Consider the following 19,047-nt stretch of genomic DNA (forward strand, 5'->3'; position numbering starts at 1 on the left):
GGCTCGGGGTACCGAGACGGGCACGGAGGACTCGAACGGCGACCGCGGCCGGCGACCGCGAACGTGCACCGCACCGCTTCGCCTTCGTGCGCGCCGTCTCCGGGTCGACGGATGTGCGCCGGGCGCTGTTGCTCACCCCCGTGGGGCAACAGCGTCCAGCGCCTGCCGAGCCGGCAACCTCTGTGGAACGGCCATGAGGTGCGCGCGCCAGCACTGCTGATGCTCTATGTGAGCCGAGCGGAAGTCAACTATCGTTGATTATCTGGCGAGTCGTCGAGGGGTGATTCCATGCCCCCTGAGGGCTTTGGTCGCTTCATGCGTCACGATCGTGGAAGTACCCGAGGCCGCAAGCCCCCCGCCGGCAGCCGTGGCGTTCTATGATTCGGGCCATGGCCACGGATTCTTCCTTCCCAGAAGCCTCGGCTCCTCGACCTGGCGAAGGCGAGGACCCATCGGCCCCTCTGGACTTCGCGGCTCGCTTCCGGCGCGTGATCTCGGTGCTCTACCCGAAGGATCTGGGCCGTCCCTGGCGCGACTCGGAGATCGCCGAGGGGACCGGTCTGAGCGGCACCTACATCGGCAACCTCCGCAAGGGCACCCAGAAGCCCAGCCTGGAGAACGCCGTGAAGATCGCCAAGTTCTTCGGTATTCCGCTGGACTACTTCAGCGACTCCGCCACCGCTCAGGCGGTCGAGCGTGACCTGCGGCAGATCGAGGCACTGCGGGACAGCCGCGTGGAGCGCATCGCGATGCGGGCGGCCGGCCTGCCGCCCGAGATGCAGGATGCCGCCCTCACCGTGGTGGAACAACTGCGCAAGGCAGTCGGGCTGGCGGACGGCCGACCCGAGGCGTGACCGAGTACCAGCAAACGCCGTTGGGGCACTGGCGGCAGGCTGATGGGGACAACGTGCGAGATCTGGGACGAACCCGCCGCCGGATGCGGGCCATGGTCAGGCAGCTGGATCTGCCGCGGGTGAGCACGGTGGAGGAGTTGTGCGCCGCGGTCGCGACCCGGGCCGGGCGCCCCGTCCGGCTGGTACCGCGGCGGATGAGGGTCGGCGAGCCGTCAGGATTCGTCGAACGCGGCGCGGACGCCGACGTCATCCACTTCGAGCAGGAGACCTCCGGCCTGCACCGCGCCCACATCATCTGCCACGAGCTGGCGCACCTCCTGTGCGGGCATCTGGCCGAGGCCCCGGCCGAGGACGAGGCAGCGGCACAGGTCGAACTGCCCACCATCGACGCCGACATGATCCGACTGGTCCTCGGCCGCTCCCACTACGATGATGCGGCGGAAAAGGAAGCCGAGATCCTGGGCGCCGAGCTGACGCGCACCCTCCTGCTGGCGCCGGGGGCAGGGACCACGTCGCAGCTGGCGCCCGCGCTGGAACACCGTAAAGGACAGCATGTCTGACCTGCCTGACACGCCATACGACGTGGCCTACCTCGGGATCGGCTCGGTGGCCTGGGCCGTGGCAGGACTGAAGCTCCGAGCCTGGCGCCGGGACCCGTCCCAGGGACTGCTCGTCGTCGCCCTGACGATCGCCGCGCCCGCGACCGCCTTCGTGGTGGCCTCCCCGGTGCTGTACCGGCTGATCGACCGGACCGCGCACCGCGGCAACCTGGCGACGCTGGTGGTCTACCTGGGCATCACGGGGTTCTCCGCCGCCGCCGTGCTGCTGGCACGCATGTGGACACCGCCGAAGGAGCGCGCCAACTCGCAGGTGTGGGACGGGGCGGGCCCGGACACCTGGCGCCAGGTGCGGTGGTCGCTCGCGGTGTTCGCCGTCCTGGTCCCCGCGATGATCGTCCTGTTCCTGACGGGCGGAGCGGACAGCCCGGAGACACCCCTCACCTTCGACACCACCTTCGCGGCGATTCCCGAGATCGCGCTGTTCCTGGTCATCTATCAGGTGCTGTTCGGCTTCGCGCTGATCGACATCAGCCGGGTGTGCCTCGGCCACGCATCGCGGCTGCCGCTCGGGTGGCTGCGCCGGGGCATCCGGCTGATCGCCGTCGGTGGATTCGTCGCCTGCGGCTACGTCGCGTGCAAGCTCGTCGCGATCGGCACGGCCTTCGCCGGGGTCACCGGGACGGAGTGGCTGAGCACGGCCCTCGGGCCCGCGTTCGCCGCGCTCGGAGCCGTGCTCATCACCACCGGCTTCGCCGGGCCCGCCGTCGCAGCCTGGACGCGCCGGCGCAGCGACTACCAGGCCCTGCGCCCGCTCTGGGACCTGGTGTACCGGGCCGACCGGCGCCTGGCGATGGAGGCGCCCCCGTCCGCCTGGAACGAGCGGCTGGCGTTCCGGGACCTGGAGTGGCGCACCGCCCGGCGTGGACTGGAGATACGCGACGGCCAGTTGACGCTGCGCCCGTGGGTTGATCCCGCGGTGGTGGCCGCCGCCGCCCGGGTGGCCGCCCGCGCCGGCCTGGACGCGTCGGACCGGGCGGCACTGACCGTGGCCGCCGCCCTGCGTTTCGCCGTCGAGGCACTGAACGCCGGGATCCCGCCGCGCCCGCGTGAGGGACAGGCTCCGCTGCCGGGACTCGACGCCGAACCGGCCGGGGAACGCGCCCACCTGGTACGGGTCGCCCACTACCTGCACGCCCCCCTGACCGGCGAGGCACTGGCCGTCGCCACAACGGCCGGATGACCGCGGGGATGCGCGTCGCACACGGCGCATACGCACGGCTCGTCCTGGAGACGATGCCGGAGGAGTCCCGCGTCGGGCTCACGCTGGGCTTCGTCCGGACCTTCGGCATTGCGGACATCGCACGGGTGTTGCACGGCACGGGACGGATGACCGGCGACCCGCGAGGCCGCGCCAAGGCGACGGGCGTGGCCATGTTCGCCCTGATCGGGCAGGGCCTTGACAGTGCCGAAGGGCGGAAGATCGTCGAAGGGCTGCGCCGGGTCCACGACCGGCCCGGCATCACGCCCGAGCTGATGCACTACGTCCTGGCCTGTTTCACCATCTGCCCGCTGCGGTTCATCGACCGTCACGGACACCGCCCCGTCACGGACGCGGAACGGGACGCGGCGCTCACGTTCCATCTGAGCCTGTCCAAGGCCCTCGGCCTGCCCGAGCCTCCGGGCGGTCACACCACGGTGCCCCTGGCCGGCGTGGAAAGCTGGATGCGCGACTACGAGAGCCGTCACTTCGCCCCCAGCGCGGAGGGCCAGGCCCTCTGGCAGTCCACCAGCAGGGGCCTGCTGGCGGCCAGACTTCCCGCGCCCCTGGCCCCGCTCGCTCCGGCGCTCGCCGCTTCGCTGCTGGACCAGCCACTCCGCACGGCCCTGAACGTACGCCGCCCGCCCGCGCCGGTCCGCGCCCTGGTGACGTACGCGCTACGGTTCCGGGCGCGCGCCCGCGCCGGGCACTGATGAAACCCGTCGGGGCACGAGACCGATGCCTTCGCCATTGCTGTGACCGCGTGCCCTCCGCTGGCGCTGCTGTCGTCAGTCGGACTGCTCAACCGTGCTGTGCAACGGCACCGCTTGCAAGCTGCCACATTTCATAGTTCCCGCACTCTGCCGTGATCTCGGCCGTCGCCTGAGCCGCGGCGAAGAAGTCATCGACCACGGGCGACGTGCGCGATGCCGCCACCGCGAGGCACACCTGGTCGGGCGCCAGCTCGGGGATGGGCACGTAGACGACATCCGGATGTGAGGAGAACACGGCCGCCGAACGGGCCAGGAACGAGATGCCCCGGCCGGCCGCGACATGCTCGAGCGTCTCGTCCACCCCGCGCACCAGGTACCCGGCGTTGGGGTGCGGGCGCCTGGTGGGCTGCGTGCTCGGGTCGGCATGCCAGATAAGCGGTTCGCCGGCCAGGTCGGCCTCGGTGACCTCCTCCCTGCCGGCCAACGGGTGGCCGGCAGGCAGCACCGCCACCCGCGGCTCCGTGTACAGCGGGGTGACGCGCAGGCCGGCCTCGTCGATGGGCAGCCGCACATAGCCGACGTCGATGCGGCCGTCGAGCAGCATCGGGGCCTGGTCGTCCCCTTCGATCCGCTGCACGTCCACGACCACGTCCGGGTGCCGGGCCTCGAACGCCCGCGCCGCCGGGATGACCGGGATGCCGGCCCGGAAACCGACCACCAGCCGCCGGCTGCCGCGGGCGGCCACGGACACCCGGCGGCGGACCGCGTGCGCGGAGGCGAGCAGCGGACCGGCGTCGGTCAGCAGCTGTCGGCCCGCGTCGGTCAGCGCCACGCCGTGGCGATCCCTGGTGAACAGCGAGGCGCCGAGATCATGTTCGAGCGCGCGGATCTGCCGGCTGAGCACGGGCTGCGCGATATGCAGCTCATCGGCGGCGCGACCGAAGTGCAGCTGGTCGGCCACGGCGGCGAAGTATCGCAGCTTGCGCAGGTCCAGATCCATGGCATCTCCCAGCCGGTAATGCCTCCAGGGTATCACCACGGCTGAAAGAGGTCTTGGACACCCGCTCAGAGCCAATGGCAACCTGAACAGGTACCTCATAGGGCCGAATCGAATTCGGCGCAAGAATTCGACATCGGAATTTGATAGCAGGGCTCAGGTCCAGGCCCAGACTGAGCACATCAGGAATCGAGCGCTGCCCATCGCGTCATTCGACGGCGTCGACGACACGACCTTTGAAAACGACGGGGTGGGCACGGCGTCCTATCCGGCTCCAGAAAGCAGGCACGCCAATGAGCAGCATCAGCATTATCGGCACCGGGAACATGGCCGGCGCCCTGGCCGACCGGGCGCTGGCCGGCGGCAACGCCGTCGAGATCATCGGCCGCGACCCGGCCAGGGCCAAGGAACTGGCCGCCACGCTCGGCGGTGCCACGGCCGGGACGCCCGGCGCCGCCCCGGCCGGGGACATCGTCATCCTCGCGGTGCCGTACGCCGGCGCGGCGGTGGTGGTGAGCGAGTACGGGGACGCGTTGGAGGGCAAGGCCATCGTCGACATCACCAACCCCGTCACCCCCGATTTCCAGGGCCTTGTCACGCCCGACAGCAGTTCCGGCGCGCAGGAGATAGCCAAGGAAGCCCCCGCCGGCGCGCATGTCGTCAAGGCGTTCAACACCCTTTTCTCCCATGTTCTGGCGGCCGGCCCAGCCGAGGGCCGCCTGTTGGACGTGTTCATCGCCGGCGACGACGCGCAGGCAAAGACACGCGTATCGGCGTTCATCGAGAGCATGGGACTGCGCCCGATGGACACCGGGCAGCTGGCAATGGCGCGGGCGCTGGAGAACGTCGCCCTGTTGCAGCTGGGCCTCGTCGCGCATTCCGTCAAGCACACCGACTTCTTCCTCGGCGTCAGCATTCTCGGCTGAGCGCACCCGCACCGCCACTTCTCGCGCCACGTCACGCCAGTAGATCCCCGGAACGAGGAGAACAGCCCCTCCACCTACTCCCTCCGCCTACTCTCGCAAGGACAGCAAGATGCGCGTTTTCGTCGCCGGCGGGACCGGCCATTCCGGTTCGTACATCATCCCCGAGCTCATCGCCGCCGGGCACGAGGTCACCGGCCTGGCCCGGTCGGACACGGCCGCGGCTGCGGTGTCCGCGCTCGGCGCGAAGGTGCGTCGCGGCGACCTCCTGGACCTCGACGGGCTCAAGGAAGCGGCCGCGGACTCCGACGGCGTCATCCACGTCGCGCACCGGCAGGACCTGCTTCCGTCCGGCGGGATCGACGCCGTGGCCGCCGCGGAGCTCCCCATCATGCTCGCGTATGGCGAGGCACTCGCGGGAACCGGAAAGCCCCTGGTCGCGGCGGGGAGCATAGGATCGCCCGGGAACCTGGGCCGGCCCGCCACCGAGGAGGACCCGGCCCTTCCCGGCGGCGACGAGCACAAGGGCACCCTGCGGGTTCGCAACGTCGTGGAAGCCGCCGTAGTCGGCCTAGCCGAGCGGGGAGTGCGGTCCTCGGTCGTGCGGATTGCCAACATCGCGCACAGCACGACCGATCGTGCCGGCTTCCTCCCCACTTTGATCGCGCTCGCGAAGGAGAAGGGCTTCGCCGGCTACCCCGGAGACGGCGCGAACCTGTGGAACGCCGTGCACGTCCGCGATGTCGCCTCCTTGTTCCGCCTGGCGCTGGAGAAGGGGCCGGCCGGCAGATACTGGCACACGGTCGGGGACGGAGGCATCCCGTTCCGCGAGGTGGCCGAGGCCATTGGCAGCCGTCTGGGCCTGCCCGCGGTGAGCGTTCCCGCGGACGTCCTGATGGTGCCGGGATACTTCGGGTTCCTCGCGAACATCGTCACGCAGAGCTACCCGGCGTCCAACCTCACCACCCGCCGGACCCTCGGCTGGGAACCCGCTCAGCCCAGCCTGCTCGCCGATCTGGACAACGGCCGTTACTTCTCCGCCGGCTGAGGGCAGGGGCCCGGATCGCAACGAGCCCGGCAGTCCAAGGGCGGTCCGGTTCCGGGGAGCGGGCCGGCGGCGGAGAGGCTCCGGACCCCTCACCTTGCGGATCTGGAGCGCCGCCGTGCCCCTTCCTCACCCCTTGACCGCGGAGCTGGCGATGCCCTGGACGAACCAGCGCTGGAAGAAGACGAAGACGATCAGGACGGGCAGCACCAGGAGGACTCCGAAGGCGAGGATCTGGCCCCAGTCGGGGGGCTGCTGGCCCTGGAAGACACTCAGTTCCAGGGGGGTGGAGGGCATCGTGGTGATCGTTCCGCACCGCGCGGCGGTCGCGGCGCTTCGCTGAGCTGCGGCTGCCCGTTCCGGGCGGGACCGTGGAGGGCGGGCACTCGCTGCCGATACCGGGCGTGTCGGTGGACCAGGACCTGGGAGCCCGCCTGGCGACCGGCCACCTGCTGAGTGCGGGTCACCGTACGGTGTGGCATGTGGCGAGGTCCGTCGGACTGGCCGGAGGCCGAGGCCCGGGTGCGCGGCTGGCGGGAGACGCTGGAGGAGGCGGGCGCCGAGGTGCCGCCGACGCTGGTGGGGGACTGGACGCCACTGTCGGGTCACCGGGCGGGCCAGGAGCTGGCCGGGCGGGTGGCCGCGAGCGGGGCACGGCGCCGCTCTGCCGGCGTGACGGCTGTCTTCGTGGCCAAATGACCGCCCGGCAGCGCATCGCCGGACGACGAGCGCGTGGTGATCGAGCCGCGGCTGATAGTCCGCAGCAGCAGCGTTCCCACCTGAGCGCGCCTACGCTTGTGCGGAAGCTCCGTTGCACGGCAACCGATCCGCCGGCCGTGACCGTCGGGATCGACTTCGGACGCTGCCAGGACGCGCCCTGGCAGCCACCGCGTCCCCCGCTCCCTGCCGTCAGCGTCGACCTCTCGAAATGTTTTCGAGACATGTCAGGATACTTATCGAGTGCGGTGTTGAGCGAGGCTGCTCGGTTTCCTCCTGGACAACAACACGCCTGCGCACACCTTGACAGGTACGCGCCCGAAACCTAATTTGCACTCACAGAGCGTAAAGAAGACTGGTTTTCGAAAGTTTTCATCACGACTCACGAGAAGCTGGTGGCTCTCGAGTGCGGAGAACGAACATGGAGACCTCCCCCTCTCGACGTACCCTCCTCGGCCTGGCCGCCGGCGTGTCGGTCTCCGCGGCGCTCGCGGCCTGCGGCACGTCCGGTCCCGGCAAGGGCGGCGGTGGCGGCAACGGAGCCACGTACTGGTACCTGGGCACCCAGCCCCAAGAAGGCGTCAGGACCAGTGCGTTGCAGGCGTTCAACAAGGCCCACCCCAAGGAGCAGATCAAAGGCACCACCTTCCAGAACGACGCGTACAAGACGAAGATCAAGACCGCCATCGGCGCAGGGCAGGCGCCCACCATCATCTGGGGCTGGGGCGGCGGGACGCTGCGCACCTACGTGGAGGCAGGCCAGGTCGAGGACCTCACCTCGTGGTTCGACGAGCACTCCGCCGTCAAGAAGCGGCTGTTCCCGTCCTCGTTCGGTGCGGCGACGGTCAACGGCAAGATCTACGCGATGCCGTGCGAGACGGTGCAGCCGATCGTCCTCTACTACAACAAGAAGGTCTTCGACCAGGTCGGCGTGGAACCGCCTCAGTCCTGGGACGACATCATGGCGCTGGTGCCCAAGTTCAACGCGAAGGGCATAGCGCCGTTCTCCCTGGGCGGCCAGTCCCGCTGGACGAACATGATGTGGCTGGAGTTCCTGTTCGACCGCATCGGTGGTCCCGAGGTGTTCCAGGCCATCTTCGACGGCGAGAAGAACGCCTGGTCCAACCCGGCCGCCATCACCGCGCTGACCAAGGTGCAGGAACTGGTCAAGGCCCACGGGTTCATCAAGGGCTTCTCCTCGATCACCGCGGACTCCAACGCCGACCAGGCGCTGCTGTACACCGGCAAGGCCGCGATGATGCTGCAGGGTGCCTGGTCGTACGGCATCCAGAAGTCCGACGGCGGGGACTTCGTCTCCAGCGGCGGGCTGGGTTTCATGAGCTTCCCGCCCGTCGAGGGCGGCAAGGGCGATCCGAGCGACACCGTCGGCAACCCCGGCCAGTACCTGTCCATCTCCTCCAAGGCCACTGCCGAGCAGAAGAAGGTCGCCAAGGACTTCTTCGCCACCGGCGTCCTCGCGGACGACGAGGTGAAGGGGTGGGTCGACACCGGAGGGGTCCCGATCCGGCTGGGCACGGAGAAGCTGCTGGCCGCCTCCGACGACGCGGATTTCCTGCAGTTCACCTACGACGTCGCCAGCAAGGCCAAGTCGTTCGGCCAGTCCTGGGACCAAGCGCTCAGTCCGGCGGCTGCCGAGACGCTGCTGGACAACATCGCCAAGCTGTTCCAGATGTCCGTCTCGCCGCGGCAGTTCGCGGCCAACCTCAACGCGGTCACCGGCAAATGAGCTCACTCACCAGCCATCCACCGCGTCGCAAACCGCCCAGCATCCTGCCGTGGCTGGCCACGCCCGCCCTGGTGGTCTACGTCGCGTTCGCCGTCGTCCCGCTCGTCGGTGTCTTCGCGCTGAGCTTCACCACGTGGGACGGGATCGGCGCCATCCACCCCTCGGGGCTGACCAGCTGGCGTGCGGTGCTCACCGACCCCGGACTGCCGCACGCGGTCTGGGTGACGTTCCTGGTGATGGCCGTGTCCTGGGCGGTTCAGACTCCGCTGAGCGTTCTGCTCGGCACGTTCCTGGCCGGCCGCCAGCGCTACCGCGCGGTGCTGGGCGTGGTGTACTTCGTCCCGCTGCTGCTCAGCTCCGCGGCGATCGCCATCGCGTACAAGGCCCTGCTGGACCCCAACTTCGGGCTCGGTGCCGGGCTGGGGATCGGGGCGCTCGGCCAGGACTGGCTGGGGCGGCCCGGGCTCGCGTTCGGCGTCGTCGTCTTCGTCGTCTCCTGGCAGTTCATCCCGTTCCACTCCCTGATCTACCAGGGTGGTGTCCAGCAGATTCCGCATTCCCTGTACGAGGCCGCGCAGTTGGACGGCGCCGGGCGGATCCGGCAGTTCTTCAGCGTCACGCTGCCCCAGCTGAAATACACGATCATCACCTCGTCCACGCTGATGGTGGTCGGGTCACTGACCTTCTTCGACCTCATCTTCGTCCTGACCGAGGGCGGCCCCGGAGACGCGACCCGGGTCCTCGCGCTGGACATGTACAAACGGGGATTCAAGGCCGACCTGATGGGACCGGCCAGCGCCATCGCGGTCATCCTGGTCCTGGTGGGCCTCGCCCTCACCCTGCTGCTGCGCCGGCTCGGGGGCCGGGACGCCGGTGAGAGCCAACTCGAAGGGGCCTGACGTGACAACCACACTGGCCAAGCCCGGGCGCCCGGACGAGGCCACCAGCCCCGAGTGGCGAGGCACCTCCCGTCCTTCGGCCCGCCGGCGCAACTGGCTCGGCGGCCTCGCCGGATGGCTCTGGCTCGTCGTCGTCGCCGTGCCCCTGTACTGGACCCTCATCACCAGCCTCAAGTCCCAGAGCCGCTACTACGCGAGCAACCCGCTGGTGCCCTCCGGCGACCCCACGCTGGACAACTACCGGCTGGTCATCGAGTCCGACTTCATCGGCTACTTCATCAACAGCGTCGTGGTCACCGCCGGCGCCGTGGTGCCGGCGGTGGCGTTCTCCTTCATGGCCGCTTACGCCATCGTGCGCGGCTGGCGCATGCGGGTCCTGCGCGTGATGAACGGGCTGTTCCTCATGGGCCTGGCCATCCCGCTGCAGGCGACGGTGATCCCGGTCTATCTGATCATCATCAGGCTGCATCTGTACGACAGCCTGCTGGCGCTGATCCTCCCGTCGATCGCCTTCGCCATCCCGCTGTCCGTGCTGGTGCTGTCCAACTTCATCCGCGACGTGCCCAAGGAACTGTTCGACTCGATGCGGGTCGACGGCGCCACCGAGTGGGCGACACTGTGGCGGCTGGCGGCACCGCTGACCCGACCGGCCATCCTCACCGTGACCATCTTCAACGCACTGACCATCTGGAACGGATTCCTGCTGCCGCTGATCCTCACCCAGAGCCCTGACCGCCGCACCCTGCCGCTCGCACTGTGGACCTTCCAGGGCCAGTACGGGGTCAACGTCCCCGCCGTTCTCGCCTCCGTCGTCCTCACCACGCTGCCCATCCTGGTCCTGTACGCCTTGGGCCGCCGTCAGATGCTCAGCGGTCTGACCGCCGGATTCAGCAGATGATCGACACCGATACGGGGGGTGTCGGGCCCGCGGTCCGAGGCGTGCTGTGAGTTCGCGTTCGGAGTCGAGCAGGCCCGGAGGCGCTGACCGAGGCGATGTTGGTGCCGGCGATCAGCGGCGCTGCCCATCTCCGACCCCAGGCTGAACTCCGAGCGGCTCTCGGCGGCGGTCAATGAGCCGTTGCCGACCTCGAGCATGTCCGGGTCGTTCCAGTGGCCGGGCCCGGCGTAGGGGGCGAGGCCCACGTCGCGGTGGAAGATGGACAGCATGCTGGAGAAGCCGGCATTGATGTCACCGGTGGTGCGCCAGCTGTTGCCGATGCCCATCTGCGGTGTCAGGGCCAGGCCGCTGCCCAGGGCCGCGGCGGGTGGGGCCGCGGTCAGGGTTGCGGCCAGCGCGAGCGTGCCGGCCCGCAGCCACCGTCTCGCTGATCGGAACCATGCCGCGGAAACGTTCACTGCCCAACCTCTCATCGGTCGGAGCGGAAGGTTCACGGAGCCGGTGCGCTGCCTTATCGGGCGGGCTGACGGACGTCTCGGCGCCGAGGAGAGGCGTCCGCCCGCCGGTCGCGACCGGTCGTGCAGGTCGGCCGAAGGCCCGGCGCATGAATGTCACGCCGGTGCTCCTCGAGCGTGTCGTCCAGGTGGGGCGGGCGGCGGGGGCGCCACCCCCGGTTCGCCGTCCGGGACGGCACGGCAGATGCTCCTGGACGGCGAGCCGGTGATTCAGGTCGCGGACGGTAGGGGCAGCATGGGACCTGGAGCGATCCCCGACTGGAGAGGTGCCACGTGCCCAGTGTTGTAAAGATCAATGTCCTGACCGTGCCGGATGAGCAGCGCGAGATCCTCGAGAAGCGGTTTGCTTCGAGGGCGGGGACCGTGGAGTCGTCGGACGGTTTCGAGTGGTTCGAGCTGCTTCGCCCCGTGGAGGGAACTGACCAGTATCTGGTGTACACCAGGTGGCGGGACGAGGCTTCCTTCCAGGCGTGGATGGAGGGCCCGATGAAGTCCGCCCACCAGGGAAGCGGTGGGGACGGCGCTCAGCGCAAGCCCGCCGCCTCCGGGTCCACCCTGTGGACCTTCGAGGTGGTTCAGCAGGCCGCGCCCAAGCAGGGCTGACGCGGATCCAGGAGCCGACCGAAGCCGCCTTCACGCCTGATTGGTGATGGAGGCTCGGAAGTGGTAGCGGTCCCCCCGGTAGACCTGGACGGTCAGTTCGATGGGGCGGTGTGCCTGGTTGGAGGTGAGCTGGGTCGCCACGAGCATCGGCATGGTGTCGGCGATCTCGAACAGCTCGATCTCCCGTCGCGTCGGGTGCCGGGCCTCGACCGAGTAATCGGCAACGCGCGGTACTTGCGGCGGGTCCCCAGCTCGCAGGGTGGCGTACAGCGAGGCAGTGTTGAAGTCGGTCTCGGCCAGGGCCGGGCAGGCCGTCAACGGGAGCCTGTTGTGCTCGAGCACGACCAGCAGGCCGTCCAGGAAGCGCAGCCGGTGGAGGTCGAAGAGGTCGGCTCCCGGGGCGATGCGGAGCTGCTCGGCCTCGGCCACCGTGGCCGGGCGGACGGTGGCGGAGAGAACCTTGCTGGTCGCCTTCAAGCCGTTGGCGTGGGCGTAGTCGGCGAAACCCTGGATCTGGGGGCCGGCGGTGGCGGACGCCGCCGCCGGATCCGGGGTCTGGCCCAGTTCGGCGACGAACCATCCGCGCGACGACGACGGCCGCACGATGCCGCGCGACTCCAACTGGGCGAGTGCGGCTCGCAGCGTCACGCGTGAAACGGCGTACCGCGTGACCAGAGCCCGCTCGGAGGGCAGCCGGTCGCCGGTACGGGCAGCGGCGGCGCGCAGGTCGTCGAGCAGCCGGGCGGCGATGCGCTCGTACAGCGGGAGGGCGTCTTCGGTGAACAGGCCTCTGGGCATCGGCGCCGTCACATCGGTCATACCAGAAGCATACCGGTTCGGTGGATTGGCGGGTCAGCCTCCACCCGCTCACCTGCGTGACGCCATTGCGGCCTCAAGACCGGCCTGCCCCTCAAGAAGAACGGCCTGGCCCTCAAGGCGGGCACCTGCACCAGCCAGTTGAGTAGCAGTAATGCCGTGTGAGGGCCATTGACAGGCCAGTCGCAGACCACTTACGTTCTCGAGGCAGACCGCGTGGGTGCTTAAGGAGTGTTCCATGGGCCGTCCACCCGTCCACCGACGTGTACGCCCGGCGCTATGACCTCGATCCGGTGAAGGAACTGCGCTGGTCGGCCACGTCGACGAGCGTCCTCACCACGTCCGCCTGCGACGGCGGGCCGGTGACGGAACGCGGGCATCTTCCGGGCCTGACCGAGCCGGCGGAACGCGACGGTTGTGACCCGATCGACCCATGCCTTACATCCGGTCCACCGTCATCCTCTCCCAGGTCATCCACCCGACCGTGGCATCACCTGGGACCGGCGATCCACCCGCCCGTGGCATCGATGGGCGCCGTGATCCGCGTCGTCTCCGCAATCGGCGGCTCGGCTTCGATGATCAACAGCGGCGAAGGAAAGGCGAGACCGCGCGGTCGGACACGCACAGCGAGCCCGAAGTCAGTTTGACGTGGCCACAAGGGAGTTGGCATGACGGATATGAACCGGCGAACCGTACTGAAGGTGGCGCTGGGAGGCGCCGGCCTGGCCGCCTTCCCTGCCGAGGTTATGGGCGCCGCACCCGTAGCCGCCGCACCGAACCGCGACACCGACGTCGTAGGCGTCGGTGACACCTCGGTGGCCTTGGAGTTCGACGACAGACTGCGTAGCCGGGTGTCCTTGAAGGACGTCAACGTGACGGGCTTCGACGCCAGCGAGGTCCTGCTGCTGGACGGCAAGACCGTCGACGCGTTCGCCTACCGCGGACGGGAGACCCGCGCCATCGAGGGTTCCCGGCACGGTGCGGGCCTCCAGGTGACCGTCTGGGGCGACGCCGCGACCGGAGTACGGAAGACGGTGGAGCTCACCTCCTTCCGGCGCCTGACCGGGATGATCGTGATGAAGGTGACCTACACCAACGTCTCCGGTGGTGAGCTGAGGGTGACCGGGTGGCGCAGCGGAGCCCATGAGCTCCTGGAGACCCCCGGCGGCTTCTACACGTTCTCGGGCACCACCCACACGGACCGCCGCGACTGGGTGCAGCCGATGACGGACAAGTACTACCAGGAGAACTCCCTGGGGATGGACTCCTCCGACTACGGCGGCGGCACCCCGATGGCGTCCGTGTGGCGTCCGGACGCCGGCCTTTCCGTCGGGCACGTCGAACCCGTGGCGAAGATACTGAGCCTGCCGGTGCGCAGGACGTCCGGCGGGGCGAGCCTCGCCGTCCAGGGCGACACCCCCGTCACTCTCGGGCCGGGCCAGAAGCTGGCCACGGAGACAACGTTCCTGACGGCCCTCCCGGGCGACCACTTCGTGCCGCTCCAGCGCTACCGCGACTACATGGGCGACATCGGCCTTCGCGCCTCCAAGGCCCCGAAGACGGCCTTCGACCCCATCTGGTGCGCCTGGGGCTACGAGCGCGACTTCACCGTCGACCAGGTCGTCGGAACGCTTCCCAAGGCGCGTGCCGTCGGTCTCAAATGGGCCGGGCTCGACGACGGCTGGCAGACCAACGAGGGGGACTGGGACCTCAACCCGCGGAAGTTCCCGCGGGGCGACGCGGACATGCGTGCCTTCACCCAGCAGGTCCGGGACGCCGGCATGCTGCCGCGCCTGTGGTGGGCACCGCTGGCGGCGGACCCCGACAGCAACCTCTTCAGGGACCACCCCGACATGCTCCTGCTGGACCGGAACGGCAAGAAGCAGAAGGTGACCTGGTGGGACGCCTGGACCCTGTGCCCGGCCTACCAGCCGACGGTGGACTACTTCGTCGCCCTGGTGAAGAAGTTCATCGGCGACTGGGGCTATGAAGGGCTCAAGACCGACGGGCAGCACCTCAACGCCGTCGCGCCCTGCTACAACCCGGCGCACGGGCACGCCCGCCCCGAGGAGTCGACCGAGGGCCTGGCGCAGTTCTGGAAGGCGGTGCACGAGGCCGCGAACGAGGCGAAGCCGAACGCTCTCCTGGAGCTCTGCCCGTGCGGCACCGCCTTCGCCTTCCACAACCTGCCCTACGTCGACCAGTACCCGGGCTCGGACCCGGAGTCGTCCTACCAGGTCCGCAGCAAGGGCAAGACGATGAAGGCGCTGATGGGCGAGGGCAGCAGCTACGCCGGCGACCATGTCGAACTGAGCGACAACGGCGACGACTTCGCCTCCAGCTACGGCGTCGGAGCCGTCCTGTCGACCAAGTTCACCAACCCGGGGGCGGGCGGCCCGGACGACTCGATCGTGCTGACCCCGGAGAGGGAAGCGCTCTGGCGCAAGTGGGTGAACCTGTACGAGGAGAACATGCTGTCCACCGGTGAGTACCGGGGCGAGCTGTACGACATCGGTTTCGACAAGCCCGAGACGCATGTCGTGGCCAAGGGAGGGACCCTGCACTACGCCTTCTACGCCCCCGGGTGGGACGGGACGGTCGAGTTGCGCGGCCTGAAGCGAGGCAGGTACCGCTTGACCGACCCGTTCACCGGCACCTCCCTGGGAACTGCCGATGCTCAGCACAACACCGTGAAGCTGAGCTTCGACCGGTTCCAGCTCATCGTGGCCGAGCCCATGGGCTGAGCTCGTTCGCGAGATCGGCAGCTACCGGGCACGCGCCGGCATGTGAGGAGGCTCTCATGGTCGTCCGGGGGTGGCGGGCATGGGGTGGTTGTGCGGGCGCCTGGCGAGGAGCCGATCGCCGTCGGTGAATCGCTCGGGCACCCCCGGCCAATCCCGCCGACCCCGCTGACCTCTCCTGACATCCGGCCGGTCCGGCATTCTGCCGGATTCAGGAGCGGCCAGGTTCGGCGCCGTCGCACAGGGCCGCGCAGGACACTCGCCGGCGCCCAACCGGCCGCCTTTCCACCGGACATCGCCGTGGGCGAGGATGGCAGGATGATCGACCACACTCCCCACAGCGCTCTGCTCCCCGTCCGCGGGAGGGCGGCCTGGGCGACGGGCGCCCTCGTTCTCGCCGCCGCGGCCTGGACGGCTCGGGCCGGCTGGCAGCTACGGCTCGCCTCCGTGGGACAGCCGGCGTCCGGGCCTCCGGACCAGGGTGACGGCAGGCACCGCGTGCTGACCGGACTCGAAGACGCCTACCACCTCGTCGCAGCCTTCGCGGACGCCCTCACGGTGCTGTGCGCGCTCACCTTCCTGGCCTGGCTGCTGCGCGTCAGGGACAACGCGCGCGCCCTGTCCGGAAGCCCCCCGCGTTACGGATGGCCCTGGGTCTACGCGGGCTGGATCCTTCCCATCGCCGACCTGTGGATCCCGCGCGGCATCGTCGCGGACGCCTACCGCGCGACCGCTCCCGGCCGGCGCCTGCCGGCGTGCGTGAACTGGTGGTGGGGCCTCTGGCTGGTGGGGCTGATCAGTGGAGTGGGCCTGATGTACGCCGACTCCACCGACGACGTCATCGCGCGTGCCTACGGGAACGTGACGCCCCTGCTGGTGGCGGATGCCGCCGTGGTGGGCGCAGCCGTGGCAGCCGTCCTCGTCGTCCGGGCCCTCACCGCGATGCAGGAAGAGGCCTGAACGAACGGCATGATCGCCTGACGCCTGACGCCTGACGCCTGACGCCTGACGCCTGACGCCTGACGCCTGACGCCTGACGCCTGACGCCTGACGCCACGACCGGAACCACGTCCAGGGCGGCCACCCTGCCGCCGGGGCCGGACGTCAGGCGTCGAGTCGCAGGAGCTTGCCGAGCAGTACGGAGAGTTGCTCGCGTTCGCCTGGTGTGAGGGCTTCGAAGGTGTCGTCGAGATATGGGGGACCGTGGCCTCGGCGAGGGCGAGGAGTCGACGGGGTGACTCGGTGATGGTGACGGCGTAGGCGCGGCGATCGCCTGCGTCGCGTTCGCGCCGTACGTGGCCCGCTCGCTCCAGTCCACCACAGACGCCGACCATGACGCTGCGGTCGATGCGCAGTTGGTCGCTCAGTGCGCGCTGCGAACCGGGGCCGACCGCGGCGAGCACGCGCTCGTGTTCGCCGAGGCGTTGTTCCCCGGATTCGGCTTCGGGGGCCACACCGCCCTCACTCCCGAGAACGTCTCCAGCGGCATGCACTTGTGGCATCTGGGCTTCTACTTCCAGCCCGACGTCCCCGAGATGCTGATCGCCGGACACGAGCGAGAGCTGATCACCTACATGATCAAGTTCAAGCGCAGTCGCCCCGACAGCGCCACGCCCGACGGCGTCGACGAATACGTGCGCTGCTACTCCATGCCCGGCGGCATCCGTGCGATGCCCTCCATCTACCGCGCGGTGCTCGTCGACGCCGAGCAGAACCGGCAGGCCGCGAAGGAGAAGCTGGACATCCCGGTACTGGCACTCGGCGGTTCGGCCTTCATCGGCGATCGCGACGAGTCCCAGATGCGGCTCATGGCCCACGACGTCACCGGGCACGTCTTCGAAGCGGGACACGACCTCGCCGAGGAAGTGCCCGACGACATGGCCGACGCGGTCCTCCCGTTCCTGGCCAAGCGCTTGTGACATGGGCGAGCCCCGTTGGGGTGCGGCCCCACACAACGCGTCACCGTCCGGCGAAAGGCAGAACGCAGGCCCTCCTCACAGCCCACCGACCGGCGGATCGCCAGGCTGTGCCCCATACACGCGGACGGGTCCTTCCCCGCTGCACGCCTACGTGACCGGCGAAGCCGGAAAAACCTCTGTCCTGCTCCCCAGACCATCTCGGGCAGTGCGTCTGACGGGATGCCATCCATACACTTCAACGGCCTGCCAGGGTGAGTAAGCGGGTCGCGGAGGCGGACCGCGACACGAAAACTCCGACAGCAAGAAAGCTTTGCCGCCGACACCCGTGTGCCGCACCATCACTCCTCGGAGGACGGACGCGTATGGGGGATGCGTGCTATGTGCGCTCTAGAGGGTATATATGGCGCTCTTCCGCGGTCAGCGGACCACACCGAGGTCCTCCGCAAGCCCACCGTCCGGGCGTTCACGATCATCTGCATGGCCATCGGCCAGGTATGCCACCGCTGGCAGCCACCGCGCCCGGCACTTCCAAGACAGCCGACCGCGGCCGTCCCGTCATATCGAGTCAGGAGTCACCATGTCCTTACGCACCACGCTCGTCAGGGCCCTGCGCACCGTCCTCACTGCGGCGCTCGTCTCGCTCGCGCTGGTCACCGGCACCGTCGGAACCGCGTCCGCGCAGACGGCTACGGTCCCGTCCGCGCGGGCGGCCACCGTCCCGTCCGCGCAGCCGGCCGCCATCCAGGGCGACAACAGCCAGGCGTCGGTCGACGGCGTCAACGGCGTCCCCGCCTCCGGCAACGGCGGGGACTGCCCGTACCTGCGCGTGTGCCTCTACACCGGTGCGAACATGACCGGCACCCGGTTCGACCTGTACGTCTGCCGCGACTACCGGCTCGTGCAGTGGAACGGGATCGGCTCGGTGTGGAACAACCAGAGCTTCGGGGCTGCGGCCGTGTTCATGAACCGGGAGTTCACCGTCCTCACCACGCTCAAGGGCCCGGACGCCAACGGCACCATCTTCGGGTTCGGCGCGTACGACTTCTCACCCATCTGGTACGTCCGGAACTGCTGAGGTCGTAACGTCCGCAACCCGTGGGGCTGCCTGGCCGCGACCAGGCAGCCGTAGCGGGACGCGCGCACCCGGTCCTTCCCGGGCCGGGTGCGGTCACTCCCGTTCGCGGTCACTAGCTCGCCCCTTCGGCTCTTCCGCAGCCCTCCTCGGCCACCGCCGACCGGCAGGCTGACACGGCGACCTCCGCCGGCCCGCATCATCGAAGGCCAACGCCGGCCCCGCGCAGCCGATCTCGCCGGCATAGTGCCCTCCCCAGAAGCCGGCCCGGGCCCCACCGATCTCCAGACGGCATGCCCGTCCACGTCGCCGCGCGAGGGCCCGCCACGCCCGCCAGCTCCCCGGACTGCCGGTCGAACGCGGTCCGGAGACGACCAGGTTGCTCCTGAACTCCAGACATCTCACGAACTGATCACGCAACCGATGAAAAGTGACTGGAGAAGCTCAGATGGCGTCGCTACCTGTCTTCAACTTGTTCACCTTCCGTGGTCTACCCGCGTAGCTGTGGGCGCGTCAGGATAGGGGCGCTTCACCACCTCACCTGACGCGGGAGTCGATGGGCCATGCGCAAGAACGCTCGCCGGGGCCTCTTCGCCGGCCTTGCAGCGGCCGCCATCGATGCCTTCGCCGTCGTTCGTGCCACCTCCGCCCGGTCGGCTTCACCCATCCGGCCGGCGCCGCGCTCGCTCGCTCCCACCTGGCCTCCCTGACCGTCACCGCGGGCACTCCAGGACCGGCTACGGCAGCGATTGCTCCCGGACGTAGTCCGT

Annotated in this window: 17 protein-coding genes and 3 pseudogenes; 15 read left to right on the top strand and 5 right to left on the bottom strand. The window is 69.4% G+C overall.

Going from position 1 to position 19,047, the window contains the following annotated elements; translation table 11 throughout:
- Nucleotides 1-389: 389 nt before the first annotated feature.
- The 4 genes from Sm713_RS36515 (at nt 390) to Sm713_RS36530 (ending at nt 3,385) form a co-directional block, all read left to right on the top strand.
- Nucleotides 390-854 (top strand): helix-turn-helix transcriptional regulator, encoded by a 465-nt coding sequence (locus Sm713_RS36515; RefSeq protein WP_212914222.1) that lies wholly within the window; start codon nt 390-392, stop codon nt 852-854.
- 92 nt (nt 855-946) lie between these two features.
- A complete protein-coding gene (locus tag Sm713_RS36520; protein WP_212914223.1) occupies nt 947-1,414 on the top strand; it encodes a hypothetical protein in 468 nt (155 codons plus the stop codon).
- The gene (locus Sm713_RS36525) at nt 1,407-2,654 is read left to right on the top strand and encodes an MAB_1171c family putative transporter (protein WP_212914224.1); all 1,248 of its coding nucleotides are present in this window, start codon (nt 1,407-1,409) and stop codon (nt 2,652-2,654) included. The genes Sm713_RS36520 and Sm713_RS36525 overlap by 8 nt, the downstream gene beginning before the upstream one ends.
- Nucleotides 2,655-2,662: 8 nt before the next feature.
- Entirely contained in the window at nt 2,663-3,385 is a 723-nt protein-coding gene (locus tag Sm713_RS36530; RefSeq protein WP_212914225.1) for an oxygenase MpaB family protein, read from the top strand.
- 88 nt (nt 3,386-3,473) lie between these two features.
- Here the strand turns inward: Sm713_RS36530 and Sm713_RS36535 are convergent, their stop codons facing one another.
- The gene (locus Sm713_RS36535; RefSeq protein ID WP_212914226.1) at nt 3,474-4,385 is read right to left on the bottom strand and encodes a LysR family transcriptional regulator; all 912 of its coding nucleotides are present in this window, start codon (nt 4,383-4,385) and stop codon (nt 3,474-3,476) included.
- Nucleotides 4,386-4,675: 290 nt separating this feature from the next.
- Between Sm713_RS36535 and Sm713_RS36540 the strand changes: the two genes are divergently transcribed.
- Complete coding sequence (locus Sm713_RS36540) at nt 4,676-5,308, top strand: NADPH-dependent F420 reductase (RefSeq protein WP_212914227.1); 633 nt, start codon at nt 4,676-4,678, stop codon at nt 5,306-5,308.
- A gap of 109 nt (nt 5,309-5,417) precedes the next feature.
- Nucleotides 5,418-6,353: an SDR family oxidoreductase gene (locus tag Sm713_RS36545; RefSeq protein WP_212914228.1), complete on the top strand. Its 936-nt coding sequence runs from the start codon at nt 5,418-5,420 to the stop codon at nt 6,351-6,353.
- Between the two features lie 126 nt (nt 6,354-6,479).
- On the opposite strand, the gene Sm713_RS36550 is transcribed toward Sm713_RS36545, so the two are convergent.
- Nucleotides 6,480-6,647 carry a hypothetical protein gene (locus Sm713_RS36550; RefSeq protein WP_249417145.1) on the bottom strand — a complete coding sequence of 56 codons (168 nt, stop codon included), beginning with the start codon at nt 6,645-6,647 and terminating at the stop codon, nt 6,480-6,482.
- Between Sm713_RS36550 and Sm713_RS36555 the strand changes: the two are divergent.
- From Sm713_RS36555 to Sm713_RS36570, 4 genes and pseudogenes are all read left to right on the top strand, one after another.
- Nucleotides 6,622-7,043, top strand: a pseudogene (locus Sm713_RS36555) (LacI family transcriptional regulator); the annotation flags it as partial. The gene Sm713_RS36550 and the pseudogene Sm713_RS36555 overlap by 26 nt on opposite strands.
- 445 nt (nt 7,044-7,488) lie before the next feature.
- Nucleotides 7,489-8,814 carry an extracellular solute-binding protein gene (locus tag Sm713_RS36560; RefSeq protein WP_212914229.1) on the top strand — a complete coding sequence of 442 codons (1,326 nt, stop codon included), beginning with the start codon at nt 7,489-7,491 and terminating at the stop codon, nt 8,812-8,814.
- Nucleotides 8,811-9,713: a carbohydrate ABC transporter permease gene (locus Sm713_RS36565; RefSeq protein ID WP_212914230.1), complete on the top strand. Its 903-nt coding sequence runs from the start codon at nt 8,811-8,813 to the stop codon at nt 9,711-9,713. The genes Sm713_RS36560 and Sm713_RS36565 overlap by 4 nt, the downstream gene beginning before the upstream one ends.
- Nucleotide 9,714: 1 nt before the next feature.
- Nucleotides 9,715-10,611, top strand: a complete 897-nt coding sequence (locus Sm713_RS36570) for a carbohydrate ABC transporter permease (RefSeq protein ID WP_212914231.1) — start codon at nt 9,715-9,717, stop codon at nt 10,609-10,611.
- Between the two features lie 76 nt (nt 10,612-10,687).
- Here the strand turns inward: Sm713_RS36570 and Sm713_RS36575 are convergent.
- Nucleotides 10,688-10,931: pseudogene (locus tag Sm713_RS36575) on the bottom strand (alpha-galactosidase); the annotation flags it as partial.
- Nucleotides 10,932-11,399: 468 nt separating this feature from the next.
- Between Sm713_RS36575 and Sm713_RS36580 the strand changes: the two are divergent.
- On the top strand, nt 11,400-11,729 hold the full coding sequence (locus Sm713_RS36580) for an antibiotic biosynthesis monooxygenase (protein ID WP_212914232.1): 330 nt from the start codon (nt 11,400-11,402) through the stop codon (nt 11,727-11,729).
- 30 nt (nt 11,730-11,759) lie between these two features.
- Here the strand turns inward: Sm713_RS36580 and Sm713_RS36585 are convergent, their stop codons facing one another.
- Nucleotides 11,760-12,548: a GntR family transcriptional regulator gene (locus tag Sm713_RS36585; protein ID WP_249416919.1), complete on the bottom strand. Its 789-nt coding sequence runs from the start codon at nt 12,546-12,548 to the stop codon at nt 11,760-11,762.
- Between the two features lie 665 nt (nt 12,549-13,213).
- Between Sm713_RS36585 and Sm713_RS36590 the strand changes: the two genes are divergently transcribed.
- On the top strand, nt 13,214-15,289 hold the full coding sequence (locus Sm713_RS36590) for a glycoside hydrolase family 36 protein (protein ID WP_212914233.1): 2,076 nt from the start codon (nt 13,214-13,216) through the stop codon (nt 15,287-15,289).
- Nucleotides 15,290-15,604: 315 nt separating this feature from the next.
- Nucleotides 15,605-16,246 (top strand): DUF4328 domain-containing protein, encoded by a 642-nt coding sequence (locus Sm713_RS36595; RefSeq protein ID WP_212914234.1) that lies wholly within the window; start codon nt 15,605-15,607, stop codon nt 16,244-16,246.
- On the opposite strand, the gene Sm713_RS41075 is transcribed toward Sm713_RS36595, so the two are convergent.
- On the bottom strand, nt 16,138-16,788 hold the full coding sequence (locus tag Sm713_RS41075) for a MarR family winged helix-turn-helix transcriptional regulator (RefSeq protein WP_249416920.1): 651 nt from the start codon (nt 16,786-16,788) through the stop codon (nt 16,138-16,140). The genes Sm713_RS36595 and Sm713_RS41075 overlap by 109 nt on opposite strands.
- Between Sm713_RS41075 and Sm713_RS36600 the strand changes: the two are divergent.
- Both Sm713_RS36600 and Sm713_RS36605 read left to right on the top strand, forming a co-directional pair.
- Nucleotides 16,690-17,205, top strand: a pseudogene (locus Sm713_RS36600) (alpha/beta fold hydrolase); the annotation flags it as partial. The gene Sm713_RS41075 and the pseudogene Sm713_RS36600 overlap by 99 nt on opposite strands.
- 577 nt (nt 17,206-17,782) lie before the next feature.
- Nucleotides 17,783-18,280 carry a peptidase inhibitor family I36 protein gene (locus Sm713_RS36605; RefSeq protein WP_212914235.1) on the top strand — a complete coding sequence of 166 codons (498 nt, stop codon included), beginning with the start codon at nt 17,783-17,785 and terminating at the stop codon, nt 18,278-18,280.
- The last annotated feature ends 767 nt before the right edge of the window (nt 18,281-19,047 follow it).

The organism is Streptomyces sp. TS71-3 (genome assembly GCF_018327685.1).
Classification (GTDB): Bacteria; Actinomycetota; Actinomycetes; order Streptomycetales; family Streptomycetaceae; genus Streptomyces.